Genomic DNA, 19,487 nt, shown 5'->3' on the forward strand with positions numbered 1-19,487 from the left:
CTTTTGTGCATTATCCGGGTTTCCGGGGTCCGGTGCCACCTTTCCGACGGACGGCTTCACCGGCCGGTCAGGCGCTGCCTGCTGTAGAGCCGAGCCCATGCTCGGCTGCCGTCCCGCCGCTGCGCGGCGCCGCCCGAGCATCGGCTCGGGCGCTACGGGCCAATTAGTGCCGCACCCACCACAGCAGGCTCAGGCCGGCCAGCAGGACCAGGCCGCCGAAGCTGCGCAGGGCCGGGCTGGGCAGGTCCAGCAGGCGTTCGGCCATGCGCTTCCAGGCCACGGGGGCCGCAAACAGCAGCAGGCCTTCCAGCACCGCGACCAGGCAGACGGCGGCGAACAGATCTTTCATGGGGGAACTCCGGAAAAGCACGGGGCCCGGCGTATGGCCGGGCCCCGTGAGGTACTGCCGTGCGGTCTCAGCGATCGTTCTTGAGGTACTGCAGGAACGGGTCGTTCTTGTCCAGCACGATCACGCCGTTGCCGTCGGTCATCGAGCCGCGGTAAGCCTCGAGACTGCGGTAGAACGCGTAGAACGACGGGTCGGCCGAACCGGCCTTGCCATAGATGCGCGCGGCCTCGGCATCGCCTTCACCACGCAGGCGCTGGGCATCGCGTTCGGCCTCTGCGATCAGCACGGTGCTGTCACGGTCGGCCTGGGCGCGGATGGTCAGCGACTGCTCCTCGCCTTCGGCGCGCAGCTTGGCGGCTTCCTGCTTGCGCTGGGCGCGCATGCGCTCATACACGTCATTGATCACCTGGCTGTCGGTCGGCAGATCCACCTGCTTGATGCGCAGGTCGATCATCTGCATGCCCAGGCCCGCAACCGCTTCGTTGATCCCCTTCAGCTGCTCGGCGATCAGCTCGCTGCGGTCGCCGGAGACCAGCTGCTGCAGGGTGCGCGAGTTGATCTGGTTGCGCAGCGAGTCGGTGATGATCGGTGCCAGGCGGGCATTGGCGATGCGCGGATCGCCACCGGTGGCACGGAAGTAATCACCCACGTTGGAGATATAACCGATGGCGAAGAAGTCGACGCTGACGTCCTTCTGCTCGGCGGTGAAGTAGCGTGCCGGGGCGGTGTCCAGCACCTGGAAGCGGCGGTCGAACACCCGCACCGTTTCCACCACCGGCAGCTTGAAGTGCAGGCCCGGCTTGATGTCCGAACGCACCACCTTGCCCAGGTTCAGGACCATGGCGGTCTGGTCCTCGCGGACCACATACACCGAGCCCAGCAGGCCCAGCAGCGCCGCTACGACAACGGCAATCCAGATTGAATTTTTCATCGGCTGCCCTCCTCACGGCCGCTCGAACGCCCGGTCGGGCGGCCCACCGGCCGGCCCGGATCACGGGAAGCTTCCACTGCCGTGGTACCCGGCAGCGACGGCATCACCACCTCCGGGTTCGTCACCCCCGGCGGCGCCGAGGTGGTGGCACGGGTATCGCCGGTCATCGGCACGTAGATCAGCTGACGGCCGTCGCCGCCAATGACCTTGCGGTTCTCGCTCAGCACCTGCTGCACCGTTTCCAGCCACAGGCGCTTGCGGGTGACTTCCGGTGCGTCCTTGTACTGGGCCTGCAGCAGGCTGAAGCGCTGCCCATCACCCTCGGCCTTGGACACCACGGCCTGCTTGTAGCCTTCGGCGGTGGTACGGGCACGCGAGGCCTGGCCACGCGCTTCAGGCACGACCTTGGCCGCGTAGGCCTGGGCTTCGTTGATCAGGCGCTCCTTGACCTGCTGGGCACCGTTGACCTCGTCGAAGGCCGGCTTGACCTCCTCCGGCGGACGGGCGTCCTGCAGGGTCAGGCCGGTCACGGTCAGACCGGTCTTGAAGGCACGCAGCAGTGTCTGCAGACGCTCTTCAGCGGCCACGGCCAGCGGGCCACGGTTGTTCAGCACGGCGTTGAGGTCGGCGCGGCCGACTTCCTCGCGCACGGCGCTCTGCGCCGACTGTTCCAGCACCTGGTTGGCATCGACGGTGCCGAACAGGTACTGCTGCGGGTCATCGATGCGGTACTGGACGTTCAACGAGACGTTGACGATGTTCTCGTCGCGGGTCAGCACAGGCACCTGGATCGAGAAGGTCTTGATCTCGGTGGCGTTGACCTTGGTGACCGATTCGATCGGCCAGGGCAGCTTGAAGTTCGGGCCTGGGGTCAGGATGCGCGAGAACTGGCCGAAGCGCAGCACGACGCCACGCTGCTGTTCGCCGATCAGCTGGAAGCTGGAGAACAGCACCAGCAGTACCACCGCTGCCACCACCCAACGCAGGATGCCGCCGTCGAACAGGTCCTTCAGCGGTCCGGGCAATCCGCCCCAGCCGCCACCATTGCCACCGCCGCGCGACCCGAACGGCCCGCGTCGATTGTCCTCGGGGCCTTGTCCGCCCTTGTTGCCGCCGGGTGTATTCCAGGCCATGCACGCTCCATCAAGATGTGGGCTGCGACGCGGGCCCTTCCCGCAACGCCAGCCATGAACCATTACCGATCATACAAGATGGGGCTGACCGGCAGGATTGAAAGGGTCCGGAACGGGTAAGGTGGCGTTTTCCTTGAAGTCAGGCAACGCCGATGGCCCCCACCACCCCGTTCACCGCCTTCCGCATCGAAAAAGACGACGCCGGTTACCGCAGCGGCCTGGTGCCGCTGAGCCTGGACGACCTCAACCCCGGCCAGGTCCTCATCCGTGCCCACTGGTCCTCGGTCAACTACAAGGATGCCCTGGCTGGCACCGGCAAAGGCCGGATCCTGCGCCGATTCCCGCTGGTGGGCGGCATCGACGTGGCCGGCACGGTGGTCGCCTCCACCGATCCAGCCTGGCGAGAGGGCGATGCGGTCCTGGCCACCGGCTGCGGCCTCAGCGAAACCCGTGATGGCGGCTACAGCCAGTACGTTCGACTGGAATCGAGCGCGGTCATCGCCCAGCCGGCGGGCCTGAGCCCGCGCGAAGCGATGATTCTGGGCACGGCCGGCTTCACTGCCGCGCTGGCCCTGCTGCGCCTGCAGGACAACCGGCAGACGCCCGAGCTGGGGCCACTGGCGGTCACCGGCGCCAGCGGTGGGGTCGGTGCCCTGGCCGTGGACATCTTCAGCCGCGCCGGCTATGCCGTGCACGCGATCAGCGGCAAACCGGAGCAGACCGGCTTCCTGCGCGACATCGGTGCTGCCGAGGTACTGCCACGTGACGCCCTGGCAGACACCGGGCCGCTGCAGTCGGCACGCTTCGGCGGTGGCCTGGACAACGCCGGCGGGTCGATGCTGGCCAGCCTGCTGGCACAGACGGTGCCCTATGGCAGCGTGGTCAGTGCGGGCCTGGCCGCCAGCCCGACGCTGGACATGACGGTGATGCCCTTCATCCTGCGCGGTGTCTCGCTGCTGGGTGTGTCGTCGGCCAATGCCCCGCGCGCGCTGCGCGAAGAAGTGTGGGCTCGCCTGGGCGACGCGTGGAAGCCGCAGCACCTGGACCGCATCTGCACCGCTGAAGTCGGCCTGGACGGACTGCCTGCGGTGTTCGATCGCATGCTGGCGGGCGGCTCGCTTGGCCGCACGGTGGTGCGGATCGACTGAACGTCGCAGGCAGGCGACGGACGGCAGCTGTCGCCCTCCCGCCAACAGGATGCCGGCACTACACTTCCGGCATCACATGGGGAACAACATGGCACGCATTCTGATCGTCGACGACTCACCGTCGCAGCTGTTGGGGATACAGCGCATCGTCGAGAAGCTCGGGCACCAGATCCTGACCGCCACCGATGGTGCGGCAGGAGTGGAGACCGCAAAGGCCGAGCTGCCCGACCTGGTGTTGATGGACGTGGTGATGCCCAACCTCAATGGCTTCCAGGCCACCCGCACCCTCGCCCGCGATGAAGTAACCCGGCACATTCCGGTGATCCTGGTGACTACCAAGGACCAGGACACCGACCGCATGTGGGGCATGCGCCAGGGCGCCAAGGCCTACATCACCAAGCCGTTCTCGGAAGACGAACTGTCCGAAGTCCTGGAGCGGGTGTTCGCCGGCCAGGGCTGACACACCGCTCTGGCAGGTGCCAACTTCGGTTGGCACCCCGTTCTGGTAGACGCCAACCTTGGTTGGCACCCCTTTGCTCTGGTAAATGCCAACCTTGGTTGGCACGCCTTTGCCGGACAGCGGGCGGCACTACCTTCAGATCGTTTCGCCAAACGCCTTGGCCAGATTCCGATAGGCCTTCTTCTGCGCCTCGTCGGTCGCCGCCGGGGCGACAATCTCCAGCTCGACGATCTGATCGCCATCCGGGTTGCCCGGCAGGCCACGCCCACGCAGGCGCAGCTTGCGACCGGCATCGGAGTCGGCCGGGATCTTCAGTTCCACCGCTCCGCCCAGCGTCGGCACGCTGATGCTGGTGCCCAACGCCGCCTGCCACGGGGTGACCGGCAGTGTGTACAGGATGTTACGGCCGTCGACCTCGAACTGCGGATGCGCGGCGTACTCCACTTCCAGCAGCAGGTTGCCGCCGTGGTTGCCTTGCCCGGCCAGGCGGATCACCTGCCCGGGACGGATGCCCTTGGGCACGCGCACGTCCAGCTGCTTGCCGTTGACGGTGATGCGCAGGCTGTCGCCGTTGTAGGCCGCCTCCAGCGGTACCGACAGCTTGGCCCGGGTGTCGCGGTTGGGCGCATGGCCGTGGCTGCTGAAGCCCGGACCGGGGCCCGCGCCCTGGCCGCCGCGCTGGCGCGCGAACAGGCTCTCGAAGAAGTCGCTGAAGCCCCCGTTGGGGCCACCGCCACCACCACCGAACACTTCCTCGAAATTGAAACCGCCGCCGCCGTAGTTCGGCGGCACGTTGAATTCCTCGCCCGGGCGATAGCCCTGCGCGCGCAGCTGGTCATAGGCCGCGCGCTTCTCGGGATCGCGCAGCGCCTCGTAGGCCTCATTGATGGCCTTGAACTTGTCTTCGGCCCCGGTCTCCTTGCTGACGTCCGGGTGGTACTTGCGTGCCAGCCGGCGATAAGCGGTCTTGATTTCCGCCTCGCCCGCGCTCGGTTCCACCCCCAGGGTGGCGTAATAATCCTTGAATTCCATCCAGCTACCTCGATTCGCTTCGGCGGCGCCGGTGGCGCCGCCCCGGGTTCATTCTACGCGCCGGCGATGCTACGCCGCCGGTCGTGCGGCAACGGTGAGGCCGACTGATCCAGCGCAATGCGCCTGCCATCGCCCTGCCCCATGCTGTGGCTGACAGCCCGCCGCGGACAACCGAGATGGGGTGTATACATGGGTTTTCCAATGTCTTGACGCGTCCGTCCCCTCCTGGCCCCTACCCTCACCCAGCAAGGAGTTCCCATGACCATCCATGTCGGCGACCGCATTCCGGAAGTCACCCTCAAGCGCATCCGCGAAGGCATCGAGACCCTCGATACCCACGCCCTGTTCGACGGGCGCAAGGTGGTGCTGTTTGCCGTGCCCGGTGCTTTCACGCCCACCTGCTCGGCCCGTCACCTGCCCGGCTACGTGGAAAAATTCGATGCCTTCCGCAAGCGCGGCATCGACGTGTACTGCATGGCGGTCAACGATCCGTTCGTGATGAAGGCCTGGGCCACCGACCAGCACGTGCCCGACGGTCTGCTGATGTTGTCCGACGGCAACGCCGAACTGACCCGCGCGCTTAGCCTGGAGCTGGATGCAAGCTCATCCGGCATGGGCACCCGTTCTCGCCGCTTTGCCCTGTACGTGGTGGACGGCACGGTACGCGCAGCCTGGATCGAGGAACCCGGGCAGTTCGAGGTGTCTTCGGCCGAGTATGTGCTGGAGCACCTTCCAATCTGAAACCCTGACTGCAAAGGAAACCGGCCAGCCATGTCCAACAAGCCAGCCAAAGCCAGCAACGCCTCCCCTTCCGCCAAGGTCGCCGGCATCAGCGACCGCCAGACCCTGCGCGAGCGGGCGCGGAAGAACATCGAAGACGGTGCGATCACCGACAGCTACAGCGCCGACCGCAAGGTGGTGATCAAGCTGCTTAACGACGCACTGGCCACCGAATATGTGTGCGTGCTGCGCTATTACCGGCACTATTTCATGGCCAAGGGCATGCTGGCCGATGCGGTGAAGGCCGAGTTCCTGGAACACGCGCAGCAGGAGCAGGCACATGCCGGGAAGTTGGCTGAGCGCATCGTCCAGCTCGGCGGCGAGCCGGACCTCAATCCGGACACGCTGACCGCACGCTCGCACGCCGAATACAAGGAAGGCAGCGACCTGCGCGACATGGTCCGCGAGAACCTGGTGGCCGAGCGCATCGCCATCGACAGCTACCGCGAGATGATCAACTTCATCGGCGACAGTGATACCACCACCAAGCGCATCCTGGAGGAGATCCTGGCGCAGGAAGAAGAACACGCCGACGAATTCGCCGACCTGCTGGAGGGGTGGATCGGGGAATAGCCACCCGCCATCCCCCCTGTAGAGCCGAGCCCATGCTCGGCTGATCGCCGCACGTGCGTCGCGGAAGCAGCCGAGCATGGGCTCGGCTCTACAACAGCGGGGCCGGCCTACCGGAAGCGCCAATCAAGGTCGGCATCTACCTGAGGACGTTGAACCGTACCTGCGTCCAGGCGCCGTCGGCGGCCAGCGCGGTCAGCGTGTGCGTCCCCGGCTCGGCGAACTCGCGCTGCATCAGCTGCGCACCGCGCGTCTGCGCGATCCAGCGGCCATCCAGCAGCCAATCCACGGCCTGCTCGCTGCCCAATGCACGCAGCTGCAGGCGGACACCGTGTTCGGCATTCGGCGCTCGGGCCAGCGTCGCGCCCTCGTTGAGGCCATCGATATGCAGGGCCACACTGGCCTCGCGACCATCGTCGCGACAGTCCGCTGACAGCGCGGGAAGCTGTGAGGCATCGCGTGTGGCTTTGGGCAGCCAAGGCGACAACAGCGCCGGCCACCGCGCGATCTCACGCGCGACTTCTTCATGCGGTGCGCTGCAGTCAGCCGATACCCGCAGGCCGGTGCGCGCGTCGGCCAGGTAACGCTGCCGACCGGGCTGCCAACGCCGCGCGTCGCGCTCCGGGAACGTCGGCGGCGCCGCACCGTCCAGCAGGTAAGCCGACAGGCGTCGCTGGCAGAGCTCGGTGGGCAACGCTTCGGCCAGTTCACCAGTCGGCCAGCAGATGTCCGCCTCGGTCACACTGGCTGGCATCGGCGCGGCCGCCGCATCGCCGCGCTGGCGCGGCAGGCTGTCGACCACTTCGAACATCAGCGGCAACGCGGTGACCGCACCGTACTGGCCCGGTAGCGGCGTGCCATCGGGCCGCCCCACCCACACGCCCACGGTGTAATGGCGGGTACTGCCGATCGCCCACGCATCGCGGTAGCCATAGCTGGTGCCGGTCTTCCAGGCCACGCGCGGCCGCCCGCCAACATCGAACGTGCCAACGCCGTAACCCGGGCGCGGGTTCGATTCCAGCATCTCGCGCACGATCCAACTGGCACCGGGCGACGCCAGCCGGCGCTCGATCATCGGTTCGTCATCGGTGTAGCGCACGCGGCCGGCAATGCCGTTGCGATTGAGTGCGGCAAACGCACCGACCAGGTCTTCCAGGCGCGCGCCGGTGCCGCCAAGAATCAGCGACAGATTCGGCGAGCTGCCCGGCGGGAAACGCAGTTGGATGCCAGCATGCGACAGCCGCGCGGCAAAGCGTGCAGCGCCCACCCGCTGCAGCAGGTCCACCGACGGCACGTTCAACGACAGACGCAAAGCACTGGCGGCACTGATCGGTCCGTTGAAGGCCATGTCGAAGTTGCCCGGCCGGTAGTTGCCGAAACTCTGCGGCGCATCCACCAACAGGCTCTCGGAATGGATCAGGCCATCATCGAGTGCCATCGCGTACAGGAACGGCTTCAGCGTGGAGCCCGGGGAACGCCAGGCCTGCACCATGTCCACGTGGCCCAGCCGTTGCCGATCACCGAACGACAGCGTGCCGACGTAGGCACGCGCCTGCAGGGTCTGGTTGTCGACCACCAGCAGCGCCGCTGAAGTGCGCTCGGGCAACGTGGAGAAATAGCTGGCCACCCGCTCTTCAAGGGTGCGCTGCAGGCCGATGTCGATGCTGCTCTGGATGCGCGCCTTGCCGGGCTGCGCCGAATGCAGGCGCTGCGCCAGCAGTGCGGCATGCAGCGGCGGACGCAGTGAGCGTGCAACCACGTTCTCGATGCGCGCATCTTCCACTTCGTCCGGCGTCCACGCACCGAGCTCGGCCATGCGTGCCAGCACCTTGTCGCGTGCCTTCTGCGCGGCTTCGGGATGACGGTCCGGGCGCAAGCGACTGGGCGCCTGTGGCAGCACCGCCAGCAGCGCGGCCTCGGCATGCGAAAGCTGCGCGGCCGGTTTGCCCAGATAGGCCCAGCTGGCCGCTTCCACGCCCTCGATAGTGCCACCGTAGGGCGCGCGCTCCAGATACAACGCGAGGATCTCGCGCTTGGACAGGTGCACTTCCAGCTGCAGCGCACGCAGCATCTGCTTCAGCTTGCCCCACGGCGTGCGGGTGTGCGGATCGAGGATGCGCGCCACCTGCATGGTCAGGGTCGAACCACCGGAGACGATGCGTCCTCCCCGCAGCAACTGGCCGCTGGCGCGCAGGATCGCCAGCGGATTGATGCCGGGGTGCTGCCAGAACCAGCGATCCTCGTAGGTCAGCAGCGCCTGCAGGTACAGCGGCGAAACGCTGTCGACCGACGCCGGATAGCGCCACACGCCCTCGGCGTCGGCGAACGCACGCAACGGGCTGCCGTCAGCGGCAACCACCAGCGTGCTGGTGTCGCGCAGCTTCGGCAGCGGTGGCGGGAATGCGACATCCAGCGCCAGCAACAGCGCCAGCAATGCAGCCGTGCCCCAGCGCAGCCACGGCCACAGCAGTTGCAGCCGCTGCCGCAGGCGCGGCAGCCGCGTTTTCAGCGATCCCACCTTCATCCACGGCATCCTGTGGGACGGGCCGCGCCGTCGCGGCCCGTCCGCACGATCACGGCTGTACCACCGTCAACGTGGTCGGGTTGCTGCGGCCGACGCCACGCAGCTGCGGCCGGTACATGTCCTCCACCAGCGACGGCGGCACGGTGTAGGTACCCGGAGTGACCGCACGCACCAGATAGAACACATTTGCCTTGCTGCCGCGCGAGAGCTTCAGCGCCGCCACGTAGCGGTCATCGCGGAACTCTTCGTGCTTGGTATCGGCCGCTTCGCTGCGGTCGCTGATGGTGATGCCATCCACCACCACGTCGGCCCACTGCTTGGCATCGCCCAGGTTGAGGTTCTCGATCTCCAGGCCCGCCGGCAGCAGGTCGGTCAGCAGCGCATCGGGCATCTCGCTGTCGGCGGTGATGGTGACGCGCACGATCAGCGCTTCACCCTCCTTCAGCGGACGTGGCGACCACGGCTTGCCATCGGTGCCGAAGTAACTACGCTCGACGCCGATCACACTGTTGTCCGGCGCCGGTGCGCTGCGCGGAATGCCGGCCACATCGATGCTTGCGAACATCGGCGGCTGCCCCTGCGGCGTGAAGCGCACGCCCGCGGCCAGCTGCCCTGCATCGAAGTTGCGACCAAACAGCTTGCGCTCGCCGATGGCCTCGGTGCTGCCACCGATCACCAGCTCACCGGCCACCAGTGCCTTCTGGTTGGCAGCCAACGCCTTGCCGAGGCGGGCGATGGCCACCTGTTCCTGCGTGCTCAGCCACATCCAGCCACTGTTGCGGCGCGCATCCAGGCCGCGGCCCAGATCGACCGCGCGTGCATCCCATGCCGGCTTGGCCAGCTTGTTTTCGTGGGTCAGCGCGATCATCAGCGCATCGTCACGTACGGCACTGCCGTAGTCGCCGAAGTACGACGGGCGTTCGCTGCTGGACTTGGCGAAGCCCGCCGCAAGGGCCGCCTGGCCGCGCTTGGCATCGCCCTGCAGCGACAGCGCCACGCCCAGGTGCACCAGCGACAGGCCACCCACGGCCTTGCTGCGTTCGTTGTCGTACAGCGTGCGCAGGGTACCCAGCGGCGCGCGGTTGACGCGGGCCAGCACGTAACCCGAGTAGGCCTGGTTGGCGAACTTCAGGCTCTCGCGCTTTTCCTGGCCGTAGAACTGGTTGCCACCGGACAGCAGGTCTTCGCTCAGGCGGTTCAGCGCCTTCTGCAGCACGTTGTCCGGCACCGCAAAACCACCGTCCTTGGCATCGAGCAGGAACTCGGCGATGTATGGCGTCAGCCACGGGTTCACGTAGCCATCGTCACCCCACATCGAGAAGTTGCCGTTGGCCACCTGCATCGATGCCAGGCGACCGAACGCCCCTTCCATGCGCTCGCGACGGGTCTTCGCGTCCAGCCCATCAGCGCCGAGCATGGACGACGTGGTCTGGTCCAGGATCAGCGCGGCGTAGCCCTTGCTGGTGGTCTGTTCGGCGCAGCCGTACGGGTAGTTCAGCGCGCCCTGCAGCGCACTGGCGAACGGGATCGGTGGCAGCGGGCTGACCAGCAGGCGGGCATTGACCGATTCGGACATCAGCCCATCCATCAGGCTGCCATCCAGGCTCACCGCAGCCAGCGGATCGAGCGTGCGCACCTGCGAACGCAGCACCTGCGGCCATGCCGCGCGTACCGGCAGATCGTAGCGGCGGTCGGCCTTGAAGCCGTTGCCATCCACGCGCACGCGCACCTTGGCCACGCTGTGGCCCTCGCGCGCCGACAACGGGAAGCTCAACGTGGTCTTGGCATCAGCATTGAGCTGCACGCTACGGGTGCCTTCGCTCAGGCTGAGCGGGCCTTCGCTGTCCACGCGCACGTTGAACTGACCGGGCTTGCCGGTGAAGTTCTGCACGTCCAAGGTGACGGTGCTGCGGTCACCCGGGGCGAGCACGCGCGGCATGCTGGCCTCGGCCAGGATCGGCGCGCGCACCACGGTTTCCACATCCCGCTTGCCGTACTGGTCATCGCTGTAGACCAGCGCCGACACACGCAGGGTGCCATTGAAATCCGGCACCTTCAGGCGGATGCGGGCAATGCCCTTGGCATCGAGCTGCACCGGACCGGAGAACAGGTCCACGGTCTGCACGCGCGCGGTCGGCCGCTTGGCCTGCGGCAACGCCTGCAGCGCCATGTCACCACCGAACTTCAGCTTGCCACTGCTGCCGTCGAAGCTCTCGATCACCCGGCTGTAGATGTCATAGGCATCGATGCCGAGGCGGCGCTGGGCGAAGAAGTGCGCGCCGGCATCGGGCACCGGGAAGCGGGTGATGTTGAGAATGCCCACGTCCACGGCCGACACCGTGACGTGCGCGACCTTGCCGGCCAGCTGCGGTGCGCTGACCGTCACTGGCAGGTCCTGCTCCGGTCGCATCTGCTTGGGCGCGGCCAGGCCGACGGCCACGGTGCGGCCCTTGCGGTCCATCGGCACATGCACCACTCCCACCGCACGAGCCGGGGTGATCTTGCTCGGCGCACTGCCGCCACGGAACACCAGCGCGGTGATGTAGACGTCGTGGCGTTCCCAGTCGGCGGTGACCGGGATCTTGTAGGTGGCACCGGGCTTGGCGTCGATGTCCTGCACGTACAGCATGCGGTCGGTCTCGACCATCAGCACGCCCTTGCCGGCGTGCGGCGGGGTCACCGTCACTTCCAGGGTATCGCCGGCCTTGTAGCCGGTCTTGTCCAGGCCCAGCTTCACCTTGTCCGGGCGGGCATCGAGGCCACGGTTGTCATCGCCCCAGCTCCAGCCGGCGCGGAACGGATAGCGGCTGGTCAGGCCGGTGGACGGATCGAACACGTCCACCCGGTACTCGCCCCACTCCACCGGGAAGTCGAAGGCCACCGCGCTGCCGCCGGCATCGACGGTACGGGTTTCCTTGTTTTCGAAACGGCGGGTGAAATCGTAGTCCCAGCGGTTGTCGTTGAAGGTCCAGTGATAGTCGCGCAGCTCGCGCACCAGGGTGATCTTCAGGCCCTTGGCCGGCTGCGGCTTGCCGTCCGCATCCACGCGCATCAGTTCAAAGCGCGCGTTGCCGTTGGAATCAGCGCCATCGTCCGGATTGAACAGCGGGCGCACGCCGACCAGTGCGGCGGCCGGCCACACCACCCGCTTCAGGGTGCGGGTGACCGTGCGGCCACCGGTTTCATACAGGCTGCCGGACAGCACCACCGCGATCGGCGCCTTCGCTTTGACCGCTTCTTCCGGCAACGACACGTCTTCGCGCAGCTGGCCATTGGCCGGCAGCGTGGTGTCGATCACATCCTTGGCTTCTCGCGGCAGCTGCAGGGTCGGGTCGCCGAAGAAGTAACCCGGCAGTCCCTCCACCGGCTTCTGCTCGGCGGCCACCGCCATGCGCGCGGTGAAGCGGTTGCCATCAGCCGGGGCACCATACAGATAGGCACCGTTGGCCTGCAGACGCAGGTCTTCGCCCGGCTTCAGCGTCTTCTGTGCGCTGTCCAGGTCCAGCTTCATGCGCTCGGGCAGGAACTCCTCGATGCGCAGGGTCATGCCCTGGATCGCTTCCTTGCTGGCCGGGTCGGTGCGGAACTCGACCTGCCAGCGCCCGGTCGGCGCCTCGGCGGGAATGGTCTGCTCGAAGTTGATGTAGCCCTGTTCGCCCGGTTGCACGCGGGTTTCGCGGAAGGTCTTGCCGTCGGGCTGCTTCAGGCGCAGGAACACCGGCTGGACGCTTTTACCAGGCCCGCCGACCGGCTTGCCATCGTTGTCACGCAGCAGCGCCGACAGGCGCACCGTCTCACCGGGGCGGTACAGGTCGCGGCCCGACCAGGCGTAGACATCGAACCAGGCGTTGTCACGGCCGGCCACGGCGAACTCGCTCAGGTCCAGCGCGGGTTGATTGAAGGGCAGGAAGCTGGTGTCCTTGCCGCTGCTGGCCACCAGCACGTGGGTGGCATCCAGGGTGTAGTTCAGCAGCGCATTGCCGTTGCTGTCGGTGCTGCCCTTCAGCACCACCTCGCCCTTGGCATCGAGCACGCGCAGGTCGATGCCCTTCAGCGATGCACCGTCCTTGAGCGCGGCGGTGTGTACGAACAACTTGTCCTTGTAGGCGCGGGTGTGCAGGCCGATGTCGCTGACCGAGAAGAATGCGGTATCGAACTCACCCTCGTAGTCGCCGGTGCGCTTGAGCAGGGCGAAATACAGCCCCGGCTCCTGCAGCTCCTTGATGTCCTGGGTCGGCAGGTAGGTCAGCACCCGCTCGTTCTGCTTGCCGCCCAGAATGAAGCGGTTGACGTAGACCGGCTCGGCCAGCTTGTTGATCGGGCTGCGCTCGTAGTCGCTGCTCAGTTCCCAGCTGCCACGGCGACCTCCGCGCTGGTACTGGCTGAAGAAGGTCGGCAGGTCCTTTTCGCGCACGCGCAGGAACTCGACATCGACTTCCGGCACGTTCACCGACACCACCGGCAGGCCACGGCTGTCCTTGGCCGGCAGCACGCTGCCCTGCGAGGCGAAACCGGCCACCGGCTTCAGCTCGCCGCTGAACACCTTCTGCTTCAGTTCCTTGCCCAGGCGGCTGCCATCGGCGGCCAGCAGGTCCGGCGAGACCACCAGGCTGAATTCCTTGCCGGCTTCGACAAAGGGATAGCGCAGGGTCAGGCCGTCATCGGACAGGGTCCAGCTGCTGTCATCATTGCCGACCTTCTCTTCAAAGCGCACCAGCGTGTCGAAGTCCTGGGTGCCGACCAGCGGGCGCGAGAACTCCAGCGCCAGCGACAGGCCTTCACTCTTCTGGTCCGGGTAGGCACGCAGCAGGGTGAACTCCTTCACCTGCTCGGCCTTGGTGGCGATGGCCTCGCCGCTGGCCTTCGGCAGCTGCCCGCTGTCGTTGCGGCAACCGGCCAAGCCTGCCAACAGACTGCCTGCCAAGAGCGCCGCCGCCCATCCCCACCGCATCCGCCGTGCCGGACCGCTCATGTCGTCACTCCTTGATCGAGGCGCCCATTATAGGGCCGCCGCGTCAAGGTGTTGACGCGGATTCGGCACCGGAAACCCGGTAGACGCCAACCTTGGTTCGCGCTGTGCCAACCGAGGTTGGCACCTACCAAAGCGCCCCCTACCCCGGCAGGTACAGGTCCACGTAGTCGGTCACCGGCATCGCCGCCAGCGCGACCGGGTCCAGCGAGGCGACCAGGATGCGCTGCTGCTGGGCGGTCGGAAAACGATGCGCCAGGTGCCGGCGGAACTTGTCCATCAGCAGCGGGATACCCTCTTCGCGCCGGCGCGCGTGGCCCAGCGGGTACTCCACCAGCACCTCCGGCAGCGCGCTGCCATCACTGAAACGCACACTCAGGCCGTTGGCAATGCTGCGCTTGTCCGGGTCCAGGTAGTCGGCGCTGAGCTGCGGGTCTTCATGGCACGCCATCTTCGCGCGCAGCGTGTCGATGCGCGGATCGGCCGCCATGTCGTCCTCGTAATCCTCGGCCACCAGCCGCCCATGCAGCAGCGCGATGGCGACCATGTACTGCACGCAGTGGTCGCGGTCGGCGGGGTTATGCAGCGGGCCCTGCTTGTCGATGATGCGGATGCAGGCTTGCTGGGTACGGATCGCGATGTGCTCGATGTCCTCGACCTTCCGCCCCAGCGCGCGCAGCTGATGGTGCAGCAGGACCGCCGCCTCCACCGCTGTCTGCCCGTGGAACTCGGCCGGGAAACTGATCTTGAACAGCACGTTTTCCATCACGTAGCTGCCGAAGGGGCGGCCAAGGGTCAACGCCTGGCCATGCATCGATACCGCCTCGAAGCCCCAGGTCGGTGCACTGAGCACACTGGGGTAGCCCATCTCGCCGGTGGCGGCCATCAGCGCCAGGCGCACGCCACGGCTGGTCGCATCACCGGCTGCCCAGCTCTTGCGCGAGCCGGTGTTGGGCGCATGCCGGTAGGTGCGCAGCGCCTGCCCATCCACCCAGGCCAGCGACACCGCATTGAGCATGCGCTCGCGGTCCAGCCCGAGCATCTGCGCAACCACGGCGGTGGTCGCCACCTTGACCAGCAGCACGTGGTCCAGGCCAACCCGGTTGAAGGAGTTCTCCAGCGCCAGCACGCCCTGGATCTCGTGCGCCTTGATCATCGCCAGCAGCACGTCGTGCACGGTCGGTGGCGGGCGTCGCAACGCGGCCGCATTGCGGCCAAGCCAGTCGGCTACAGCAAGGATGCCCCCCAGATTGTCTGAGGGGTGGCCCCATTCGGCGGCCAGCCAGGTGTCGTTGAAATCCAGCCAGCGCACCATCGCACCGATGTTGAAGGCCGCCTGCACCGGGTCGAGTACGAAGTTGGTACCCGGCACGCGCGCGCCATTGGCCACGCTGATGCCCGGTACCAGCGGCCCCAGCAGCTTGCTGCAGGCGGGGAAGGACAACGCCTCCAGCCCGCAGCCAAGCGTATCGAGCAGGCAGTGATGCGCGGTCTGGAACGCCAGCGGCGAATCAATGCGGGTGCCACGCACGTAGTCGACGATGTCCACCAGCAGCGCATCCCAGGCTGCACGCGCGTTGGAGGGTGTGTGGCCGTTGGACATCGTGGGTCTCCTCGTTGGGGTGCACGGTTGCTCGTGCACCATGCCAACCAAGGTTGGCATCTACCAAAGTCATCGTTCTCCGCGGCCCGGTAGTCGCCAACCTTGGTTGGTGTTTACCAGCCCATCACTCGGCTGGCACCCGCACCTTGCCTTCCATCAGTACGCGGGCGCTGCGGCTCATGATGGCCTTGGACACCGTCCACTGGCCGTCAACGCGTGCCGCCTGCGCACCCACGCGCAAGGTGCCCGACGGATGCCCGAAGGTAACAGCCTCGCGCTCACCGCCACCGGCCGCACGATTGACCAGCGTGCCGGGGATGGCCGCTGCGGTACCGATCGCCACGGCAGCGGTGCCCATCATCGCGTGGTGCAGCTTGCCCATCGACAGCGCGCGCGCATGCAGATCGATGTCCGCCGCTGCAATCGCCTTGCCGCTGGACGAGACGTAGTCCTGCGCGGGGGCAACGAAAGCCACCTTCGGTGTGTGCTGGCGGGTGGCCGCATCTTCCAGCGTCTGGATCAGGCCCATGCGCAAGGCGCCATGGGCACGGATCTTCTCGAAGCGCTCCAGCGCCGCCTTGTCTTCATTGATCGCCGGCTGCAGCTCGGTGCCGGTGTAACCGAGGTCGGCAGCACTGAGGAAGATGGTCGGGATGCCGGCGGTGATCATCGTCACCTCGAAACTGCCCACGCCCGGCACGTCCAGCGTGTCGACCAGGTTACCGGTGGGGAACATCGCACCAGCATCACCATCGTCGGACGGATCGAGGAACTCCAGCTGGATCTCGGCCGCCGGGAAGGTCACGCCATCCAGTTCGAAATCGCCGATCTCCTGCACTTCGCCATTGCACATAGGCACGTGGGCGATGATGGTCTTGCCGATGTTGGCCTGCCAGATGCGCACGGTGCACAGGCCATCGCGCGGCACCCGCGCCGGATCGATCAGCCCGTTGGCGATCGCAAACGGGCCGACGGCAGTGCTGAGATTGCCGCAGTTGCCGCTCCAGTCCACGAATGCCGTGTCGATCGATACCTGGCCATACAGGTAATCCACGTCGTGGTCCGGCACCGACGCGGTGGAAATGATCACGCACTTGCTGGTGCTGGACGTCGCGCCGCCCATGCCGTCGGTCTGCTTGCCATACGGGTCGGGCGAACCGATCACGCGCATCAGCAGCGCATCGCGCGCGGCGCCCGGCGTCTGCGCGGCTTCGGGCAGGTCCTGCAGGCGGAAGAACACGCCCTTGCTGGTGCCGCCACGCATGTAGGTGGCGGGGATACGGAGTTGCGGGAGAAATGCCATGGATCGGTTCCTTGCAATGAAAGACGGCCCGTTTCCGGGCCGTCGGATGTCTCACGCCACCTTGGCGCCTTCCAGGAAGTCCTGGGCGAAGCGCTGCAGCACGCCACCTGCCTCGTAGATCGCCACTTCCTCGTCGCTGTCCAGGCGGCAGGTCACCGGTACGATCACGTCCTGTCCATCACGACGATGGATCACCACGCTCAGCTCAGCGCGTGGCGTACGCTCACCGATCACATCGAAGGTCTCGGTGCCGTCGATGCCCAGGGTCAGGCGAGTGGTGCCCGGCTTGAACTCCAGCGGCAGCACGCCCATGCCGATCAGGTTGGTACGGTGGATGCGTTCGAAGCCTTCGGCAACGATGGCCTCCACACCCGCCAAGCGCACACCCTTGGCGGCCCAGTCACGCGAGCTGCCCTGGCCGTAGTCGGCACCGGCGATGATGATCAGCGGCTGCTTGCGCTCCATGTAGGTCTCGATCGCTTCCCACATGCGCATGACCTTGCCTTCCGGCTCCACGCGCGCCAGCGAGCCCTGCTTCACGCTGCCGTCTTCGTTGCGCACCATTTCGTTGAACAGCTTCGGGTTGGCGAAGGTGGCACGCTGCGCGGTCAGGTGGTCGCCGCGGTGGGTGGCGTAGGAATTGAAGTCCTCTTCCGGCAGGCCCATCTTCGCCAGGTACTCACCGGCAGCGCTCGAGGCCAGGATCGCGTTGGACGGCGACAGGTGGTCGGTGGTGATGTTGTCCGGCAGCACCGCCAGCGCACGCATGCCCACCAGCGTGCGCTCACCGGCCAGTGCGCCCTCCCAGTAGGGCGGACGGCGGATGTAGGTGCTCTGCGCGCGCCAGTCGTACAGCGGACTGACCTTTGCAGCGTGCTCCACGCGCACGTTGAACATCGGGTTGTAGACGCTGCGGAACTGCTCCGGCTTCACTGCAGCCTTCACCACCGCGTCGATTTCGGCGTCGCTCGGCCAGATGTCCTTCAGGCGCACCTCGTTGCCGTCGGTGTCCACGCCCAGCACATCCTTTTCGATGTCGAAGCGGATGGTGCCGGCGATGGCGTAGGCGATCACCAGCGGTGGCGAGGCGAGGAAAGCCTGCTTGGCATACGGATGGATGCGGCCGTCGAAGTTGCGGTTGCCCGACAGCACCGCGGTGGCGTAAAGGTCGCGATCGATGATTTCCTGCTGGATCTTCGGATCCAGCGCGCCGCTCATGCCATTACAGGTGGTGCAGGCGAAGGCGACGATGCCGAAGCCCAGCTTCTCCAGGTCCGGCAGCAGGCCGGATTCCTCAAGGTACAGCTGCACGGCCTTCGAACCCGGCGCCAGCGACGACTTCACCCACGGCTTGCGCAGCAGGCCGCGCTCGTTCGCCTTGCGCGCCAGCAGCGCTGCAGCGATCACGTTGCGTGGGTTGGAAGTATTGGTGCAGCTGGTGATGGCGGCGATGATCACCGCGCCGTCAGGCATCAGACCCTGTGCCTGTTCGGCCTTGCCGGCCTCAAGCTTGGCGGCATCGGCGATGCCACGCTCGACCAGTTCCGATACCGGCAGGCGGCGATGCGGATTGCTCGGGCCGGCCATGTTGCGCACCACTGTCGACAGATCGAAGCGCAGCACGCGCTCGTACTCCGCGGTGGCCAGGTCATCGGCCCACAGGCCGGTGCTGCGCGCGTAGTTTTCGACCAGTGCGACCTGCGTTTCCTCGCGACCGGTCAGGCGCAGGTAATCAAGCGTCTGCCCATCGATGTAGAACATCGCGGCGGTGGCGCCGTATTCGGGGCACATGTTGGAGATGGTGGCGCGATCACCGATGGTCAGTGCGGCGGCACCTTCGCCGAAGAACTCAAGCCAGGCGCCAACCACGCGTTCCTTGCGCAGGAACTCGGTCAGGGCCAGCACCACGTCGGTGGCGGTGATGTCCGGCTGCGGCTTGCCGGTCAGCTCAACGCCGATGATGTCCGGCAGGCGCATCCACGACGCGCGGCCCAGCATCACGTTCTCCGCTTCCAGGCCGCCCACGCCGATGGCGATCACGCCCAGCGCGTCCACGTGCGGGGTGTGGCTGTCGGTGCCCACGCAGGTATCGGGGAAGGCTACGCCGTCCTGCACGTAGATCACCGGCGACATCTTCTCCAGGTTGATCTGATGCATGATGCCGTTGCCCGGCGGAATCACGTCCACGTTCTCGAAGGCCAGCTTGGTCCAGTCGATGAAGTGGAAGCGGTCTTCATTGCGGCGATCCTCGATGGCGCGGTTCTTCTCGAACGCCTGCGGATCGAAACCACCGCACTCCACCGCCAGCGAGTGATCGACGATCAGCTGCACCGGCACCACCGGATTGACCTTGGCCGGGTCACCGCCCTTGTCGGCGATCGCATCACGCAGGCCAGCGAGGTCGACCAGCGCGGTCTGGCCGAGGATGTCATGGCACACCACGCGCGCCGGGAACCACGGGAAGTCCAGGTCGCGACGGCGCTCGATCAGCTGCTTCAGCGAGTCGGTCAGCGTGGTCGGGTCGCAGCGACGCACCAGGTTTTCGGCCAGCACGCGCGAAACGTACGGCAGCGTGGCATAGGCACCAGGCTGGATGGCATCGACCGCGGCGCGCGCGTCGAAGTAGTCCAGCGAGGCGCCGGGGAGGTTCTTGCGATAGTCGATATTCATGGGCTGGCGGAATGC

Annotated in this window: 13 protein-coding genes; 4 read left to right on the top strand and 9 right to left on the bottom strand. The window is 66.7% G+C overall.

Annotated features, from left to right (window positions below):
• Positions 1–163 precede the first annotated feature (163 nt).
• The 3 genes from MRBLST15_RS09955 to hflK form a co-directional block, all read right to left on the bottom strand.
• Positions 164–349: a DUF2065 domain-containing protein gene (locus MRBLST15_RS09955; protein ID WP_089236459.1), complete on the bottom strand. Its 186-nt coding sequence runs from the start codon at positions 347–349 to the stop codon at positions 164–166.
• Positions 350–416: 67 nt separating this feature from the next.
• The gene (gene hflC / locus MRBLST15_RS09960; protein WP_265953140.1) at positions 417–1,280 is read right to left on the bottom strand and encodes a protease modulator HflC; all 864 of its coding nucleotides are present in this window, start codon (positions 1,278–1,280) and stop codon (positions 417–419) included.
• The gene (gene hflK, locus MRBLST15_RS09965; RefSeq protein ID WP_312704426.1) at positions 1,277–2,413 is read right to left on the bottom strand and encodes an FtsH protease activity modulator HflK; all 1,137 of its coding nucleotides are present in this window, start codon (positions 2,411–2,413) and stop codon (positions 1,277–1,279) included. Before hflK ends, hflC begins: the two co-directional genes overlap by 4 nt.
• Positions 2,414–2,565: 152 nt before the next feature.
• On the opposite strand from hflK, the gene MRBLST15_RS09970 reads away from it, so the two are divergent.
• Together MRBLST15_RS09970 and pilH are read left to right on the top strand one after the other, a co-directional pair.
• Complete coding sequence (locus MRBLST15_RS09970; RefSeq protein WP_367785808.1) at positions 2,566–3,561, top strand: YhdH/YhfP family quinone oxidoreductase; 996 nt, start codon at positions 2,566–2,568, stop codon at positions 3,559–3,561.
• 88 nt (positions 3,562–3,649) lie between these two features.
• Positions 3,650–4,021 carry a twitching motility response regulator PilH gene (gene pilH / locus MRBLST15_RS09975; protein WP_367785809.1) on the top strand — a complete coding sequence of 124 codons (372 nt, stop codon included), beginning with the start codon at positions 3,650–3,652 and terminating at the stop codon, positions 4,019–4,021.
• Between the two features lie 135 nt (positions 4,022–4,156).
• Here the strand turns inward: pilH and MRBLST15_RS09980 are convergent, their stop codons facing one another.
• Positions 4,157–5,053, bottom strand: a complete 897-nt coding sequence (locus tag MRBLST15_RS09980) for a DnaJ C-terminal domain-containing protein (protein WP_265953137.1) — start codon at positions 5,051–5,053, stop codon at positions 4,157–4,159.
• Positions 5,054–5,311: 258 nt separating this feature from the next.
• Here MRBLST15_RS09980 and MRBLST15_RS09985 point away from each other — a divergent pair, with 258 nt between their 5' ends.
• A complete protein-coding gene (locus MRBLST15_RS09985; RefSeq protein WP_367785810.1) occupies positions 5,312–5,794 on the top strand; it encodes a peroxiredoxin in 483 nt (160 codons plus the stop codon).
• A gap of 30 nt (positions 5,795–5,824) precedes the next feature.
• Positions 5,825–6,406: a ferritin-like domain-containing protein gene (locus MRBLST15_RS09990; RefSeq protein WP_367785811.1), complete on the top strand. Its 582-nt coding sequence runs from the start codon at positions 5,825–5,827 to the stop codon at positions 6,404–6,406.
• A 136-nt stretch (positions 6,407–6,542) separates the two neighbouring features.
• On the opposite strand, the gene pbpC is transcribed toward MRBLST15_RS09990, so the two are convergent.
• From pbpC to acnD, 5 genes are all read right to left on the bottom strand, one after another.
• A complete protein-coding gene (gene pbpC / locus MRBLST15_RS09995; RefSeq protein ID WP_367785812.1) occupies positions 6,543–8,927 on the bottom strand; it encodes a penicillin-binding protein 1C in 2,385 nt (794 codons plus the stop codon).
• Positions 8,928–8,976: 49 nt separating this feature from the next.
• Positions 8,977–13,899 carry an alpha-2-macroglobulin family protein gene (locus tag MRBLST15_RS10000; RefSeq protein ID WP_414716151.1) on the bottom strand — a complete coding sequence of 1,641 codons (4,923 nt, stop codon included), beginning with the start codon at positions 13,897–13,899 and terminating at the stop codon, positions 8,977–8,979.
• Positions 13,900–14,038: 139 nt separating this feature from the next.
• Complete coding sequence (locus MRBLST15_RS10005; RefSeq protein WP_367785813.1) at positions 14,039–15,499, bottom strand: bifunctional 2-methylcitrate dehydratase/aconitate hydratase; 1,461 nt, start codon at positions 15,497–15,499, stop codon at positions 14,039–14,041.
• Between the two features lie 124 nt (positions 15,500–15,623).
• On the bottom strand, positions 15,624–16,802 hold the full coding sequence (gene prpF, locus MRBLST15_RS10010) for a 2-methylaconitate cis-trans isomerase PrpF (RefSeq protein ID WP_312704432.1): 1,179 nt from the start codon (positions 16,800–16,802) through the stop codon (positions 15,624–15,626).
• 51 nt (positions 16,803–16,853) lie between these two features.
• Positions 16,854–19,472: a Fe/S-dependent 2-methylisocitrate dehydratase AcnD gene (gene acnD, locus MRBLST15_RS10015; RefSeq protein ID WP_265953130.1), complete on the bottom strand. Its 2,619-nt coding sequence runs from the start codon at positions 19,470–19,472 to the stop codon at positions 16,854–16,856.
• Between the last annotated feature and the right edge of the window lie 15 nt (positions 19,473–19,487).

Origin of the sequence: Stenotrophomonas sp. LST15-1-1.1 (genome assembly GCF_040815575.1) — a bacterium.
Lineage (GTDB): Bacteria > Pseudomonadota > Gammaproteobacteria > Xanthomonadales > Xanthomonadaceae > Stenotrophomonas > Stenotrophomonas lactitubi_B.

What these genes read in the sequence shown, in the direction of transcription:
- MRBLST15_RS10005 (WP_367785813.1), bottom strand. Translation starts at nt 15,499, where the DNA reads ATGTCCAACGGCCACACACCCTCCAACGCGCGTGCAGCCTGGGATGCG.
- pilH (WP_367785809.1), top strand. Translation starts at nt 3,650, where the DNA reads ATGGCACGCATTCTGATCGTCGACGACTCACCGTCGCAGCTGTTGGGG.
- MRBLST15_RS09990 (WP_367785811.1), top strand. Translation starts at nt 5,825, where the DNA reads ATGTCCAACAAGCCAGCCAAAGCCAGCAACGCCTCCCCTTCCGCCAAG.
- prpF (WP_312704432.1), bottom strand. Translation starts at nt 16,802, where the DNA reads ATGGCATTTCTCCCGCAACTCCGTATCCCCGCCACCTACATGCGTGGC.
- MRBLST15_RS09970 (WP_367785808.1), top strand. Translation starts at nt 2,566, where the DNA reads ATGGCCCCCACCACCCCGTTCACCGCCTTCCGCATCGAAAAAGACGAC.
- MRBLST15_RS09980 (WP_265953137.1), bottom strand. Translation starts at nt 5,053, where the DNA reads ATGGAATTCAAGGATTATTACGCCACCCTGGGGGTGGAACCGAGCGCG.
- hflK (WP_312704426.1), bottom strand. Translation starts at nt 2,413, where the DNA reads ATGGCCTGGAATACACCCGGCGGCAACAAGGGCGGACAAGGCCCCGAG.
- MRBLST15_RS09955 (WP_089236459.1), bottom strand. Translation starts at nt 349, where the DNA reads ATGAAAGATCTGTTCGCCGCCGTCTGCCTGGTCGCGGTGCTGGAAGGC.
- MRBLST15_RS10000 (WP_414716151.1), bottom strand. Translation starts at nt 13,899, where the DNA reads ATGAGCGGTCCGGCACGGCGGATGCGGTGGGGATGGGCGGCGGCGCTC.
- pbpC (WP_367785812.1), bottom strand. Translation starts at nt 8,927, where the DNA reads ATGAAGGTGGGATCGCTGAAAACGCGGCTGCCGCGCCTGCGGCAGCGG.
- MRBLST15_RS09985 (WP_367785810.1), top strand. Translation starts at nt 5,312, where the DNA reads ATGACCATCCATGTCGGCGACCGCATTCCGGAAGTCACCCTCAAGCGC.
- acnD (WP_265953130.1), bottom strand. Translation starts at nt 19,472, where the DNA reads ATGAATATCGACTATCGCAAGAACCTCCCCGGCGCCTCGCTGGACTAC.
- hflC (WP_265953140.1), bottom strand. Translation starts at nt 1,280, where the DNA reads ATGAAAAATTCAATCTGGATTGCCGTTGTCGTAGCGGCGCTGCTGGGC.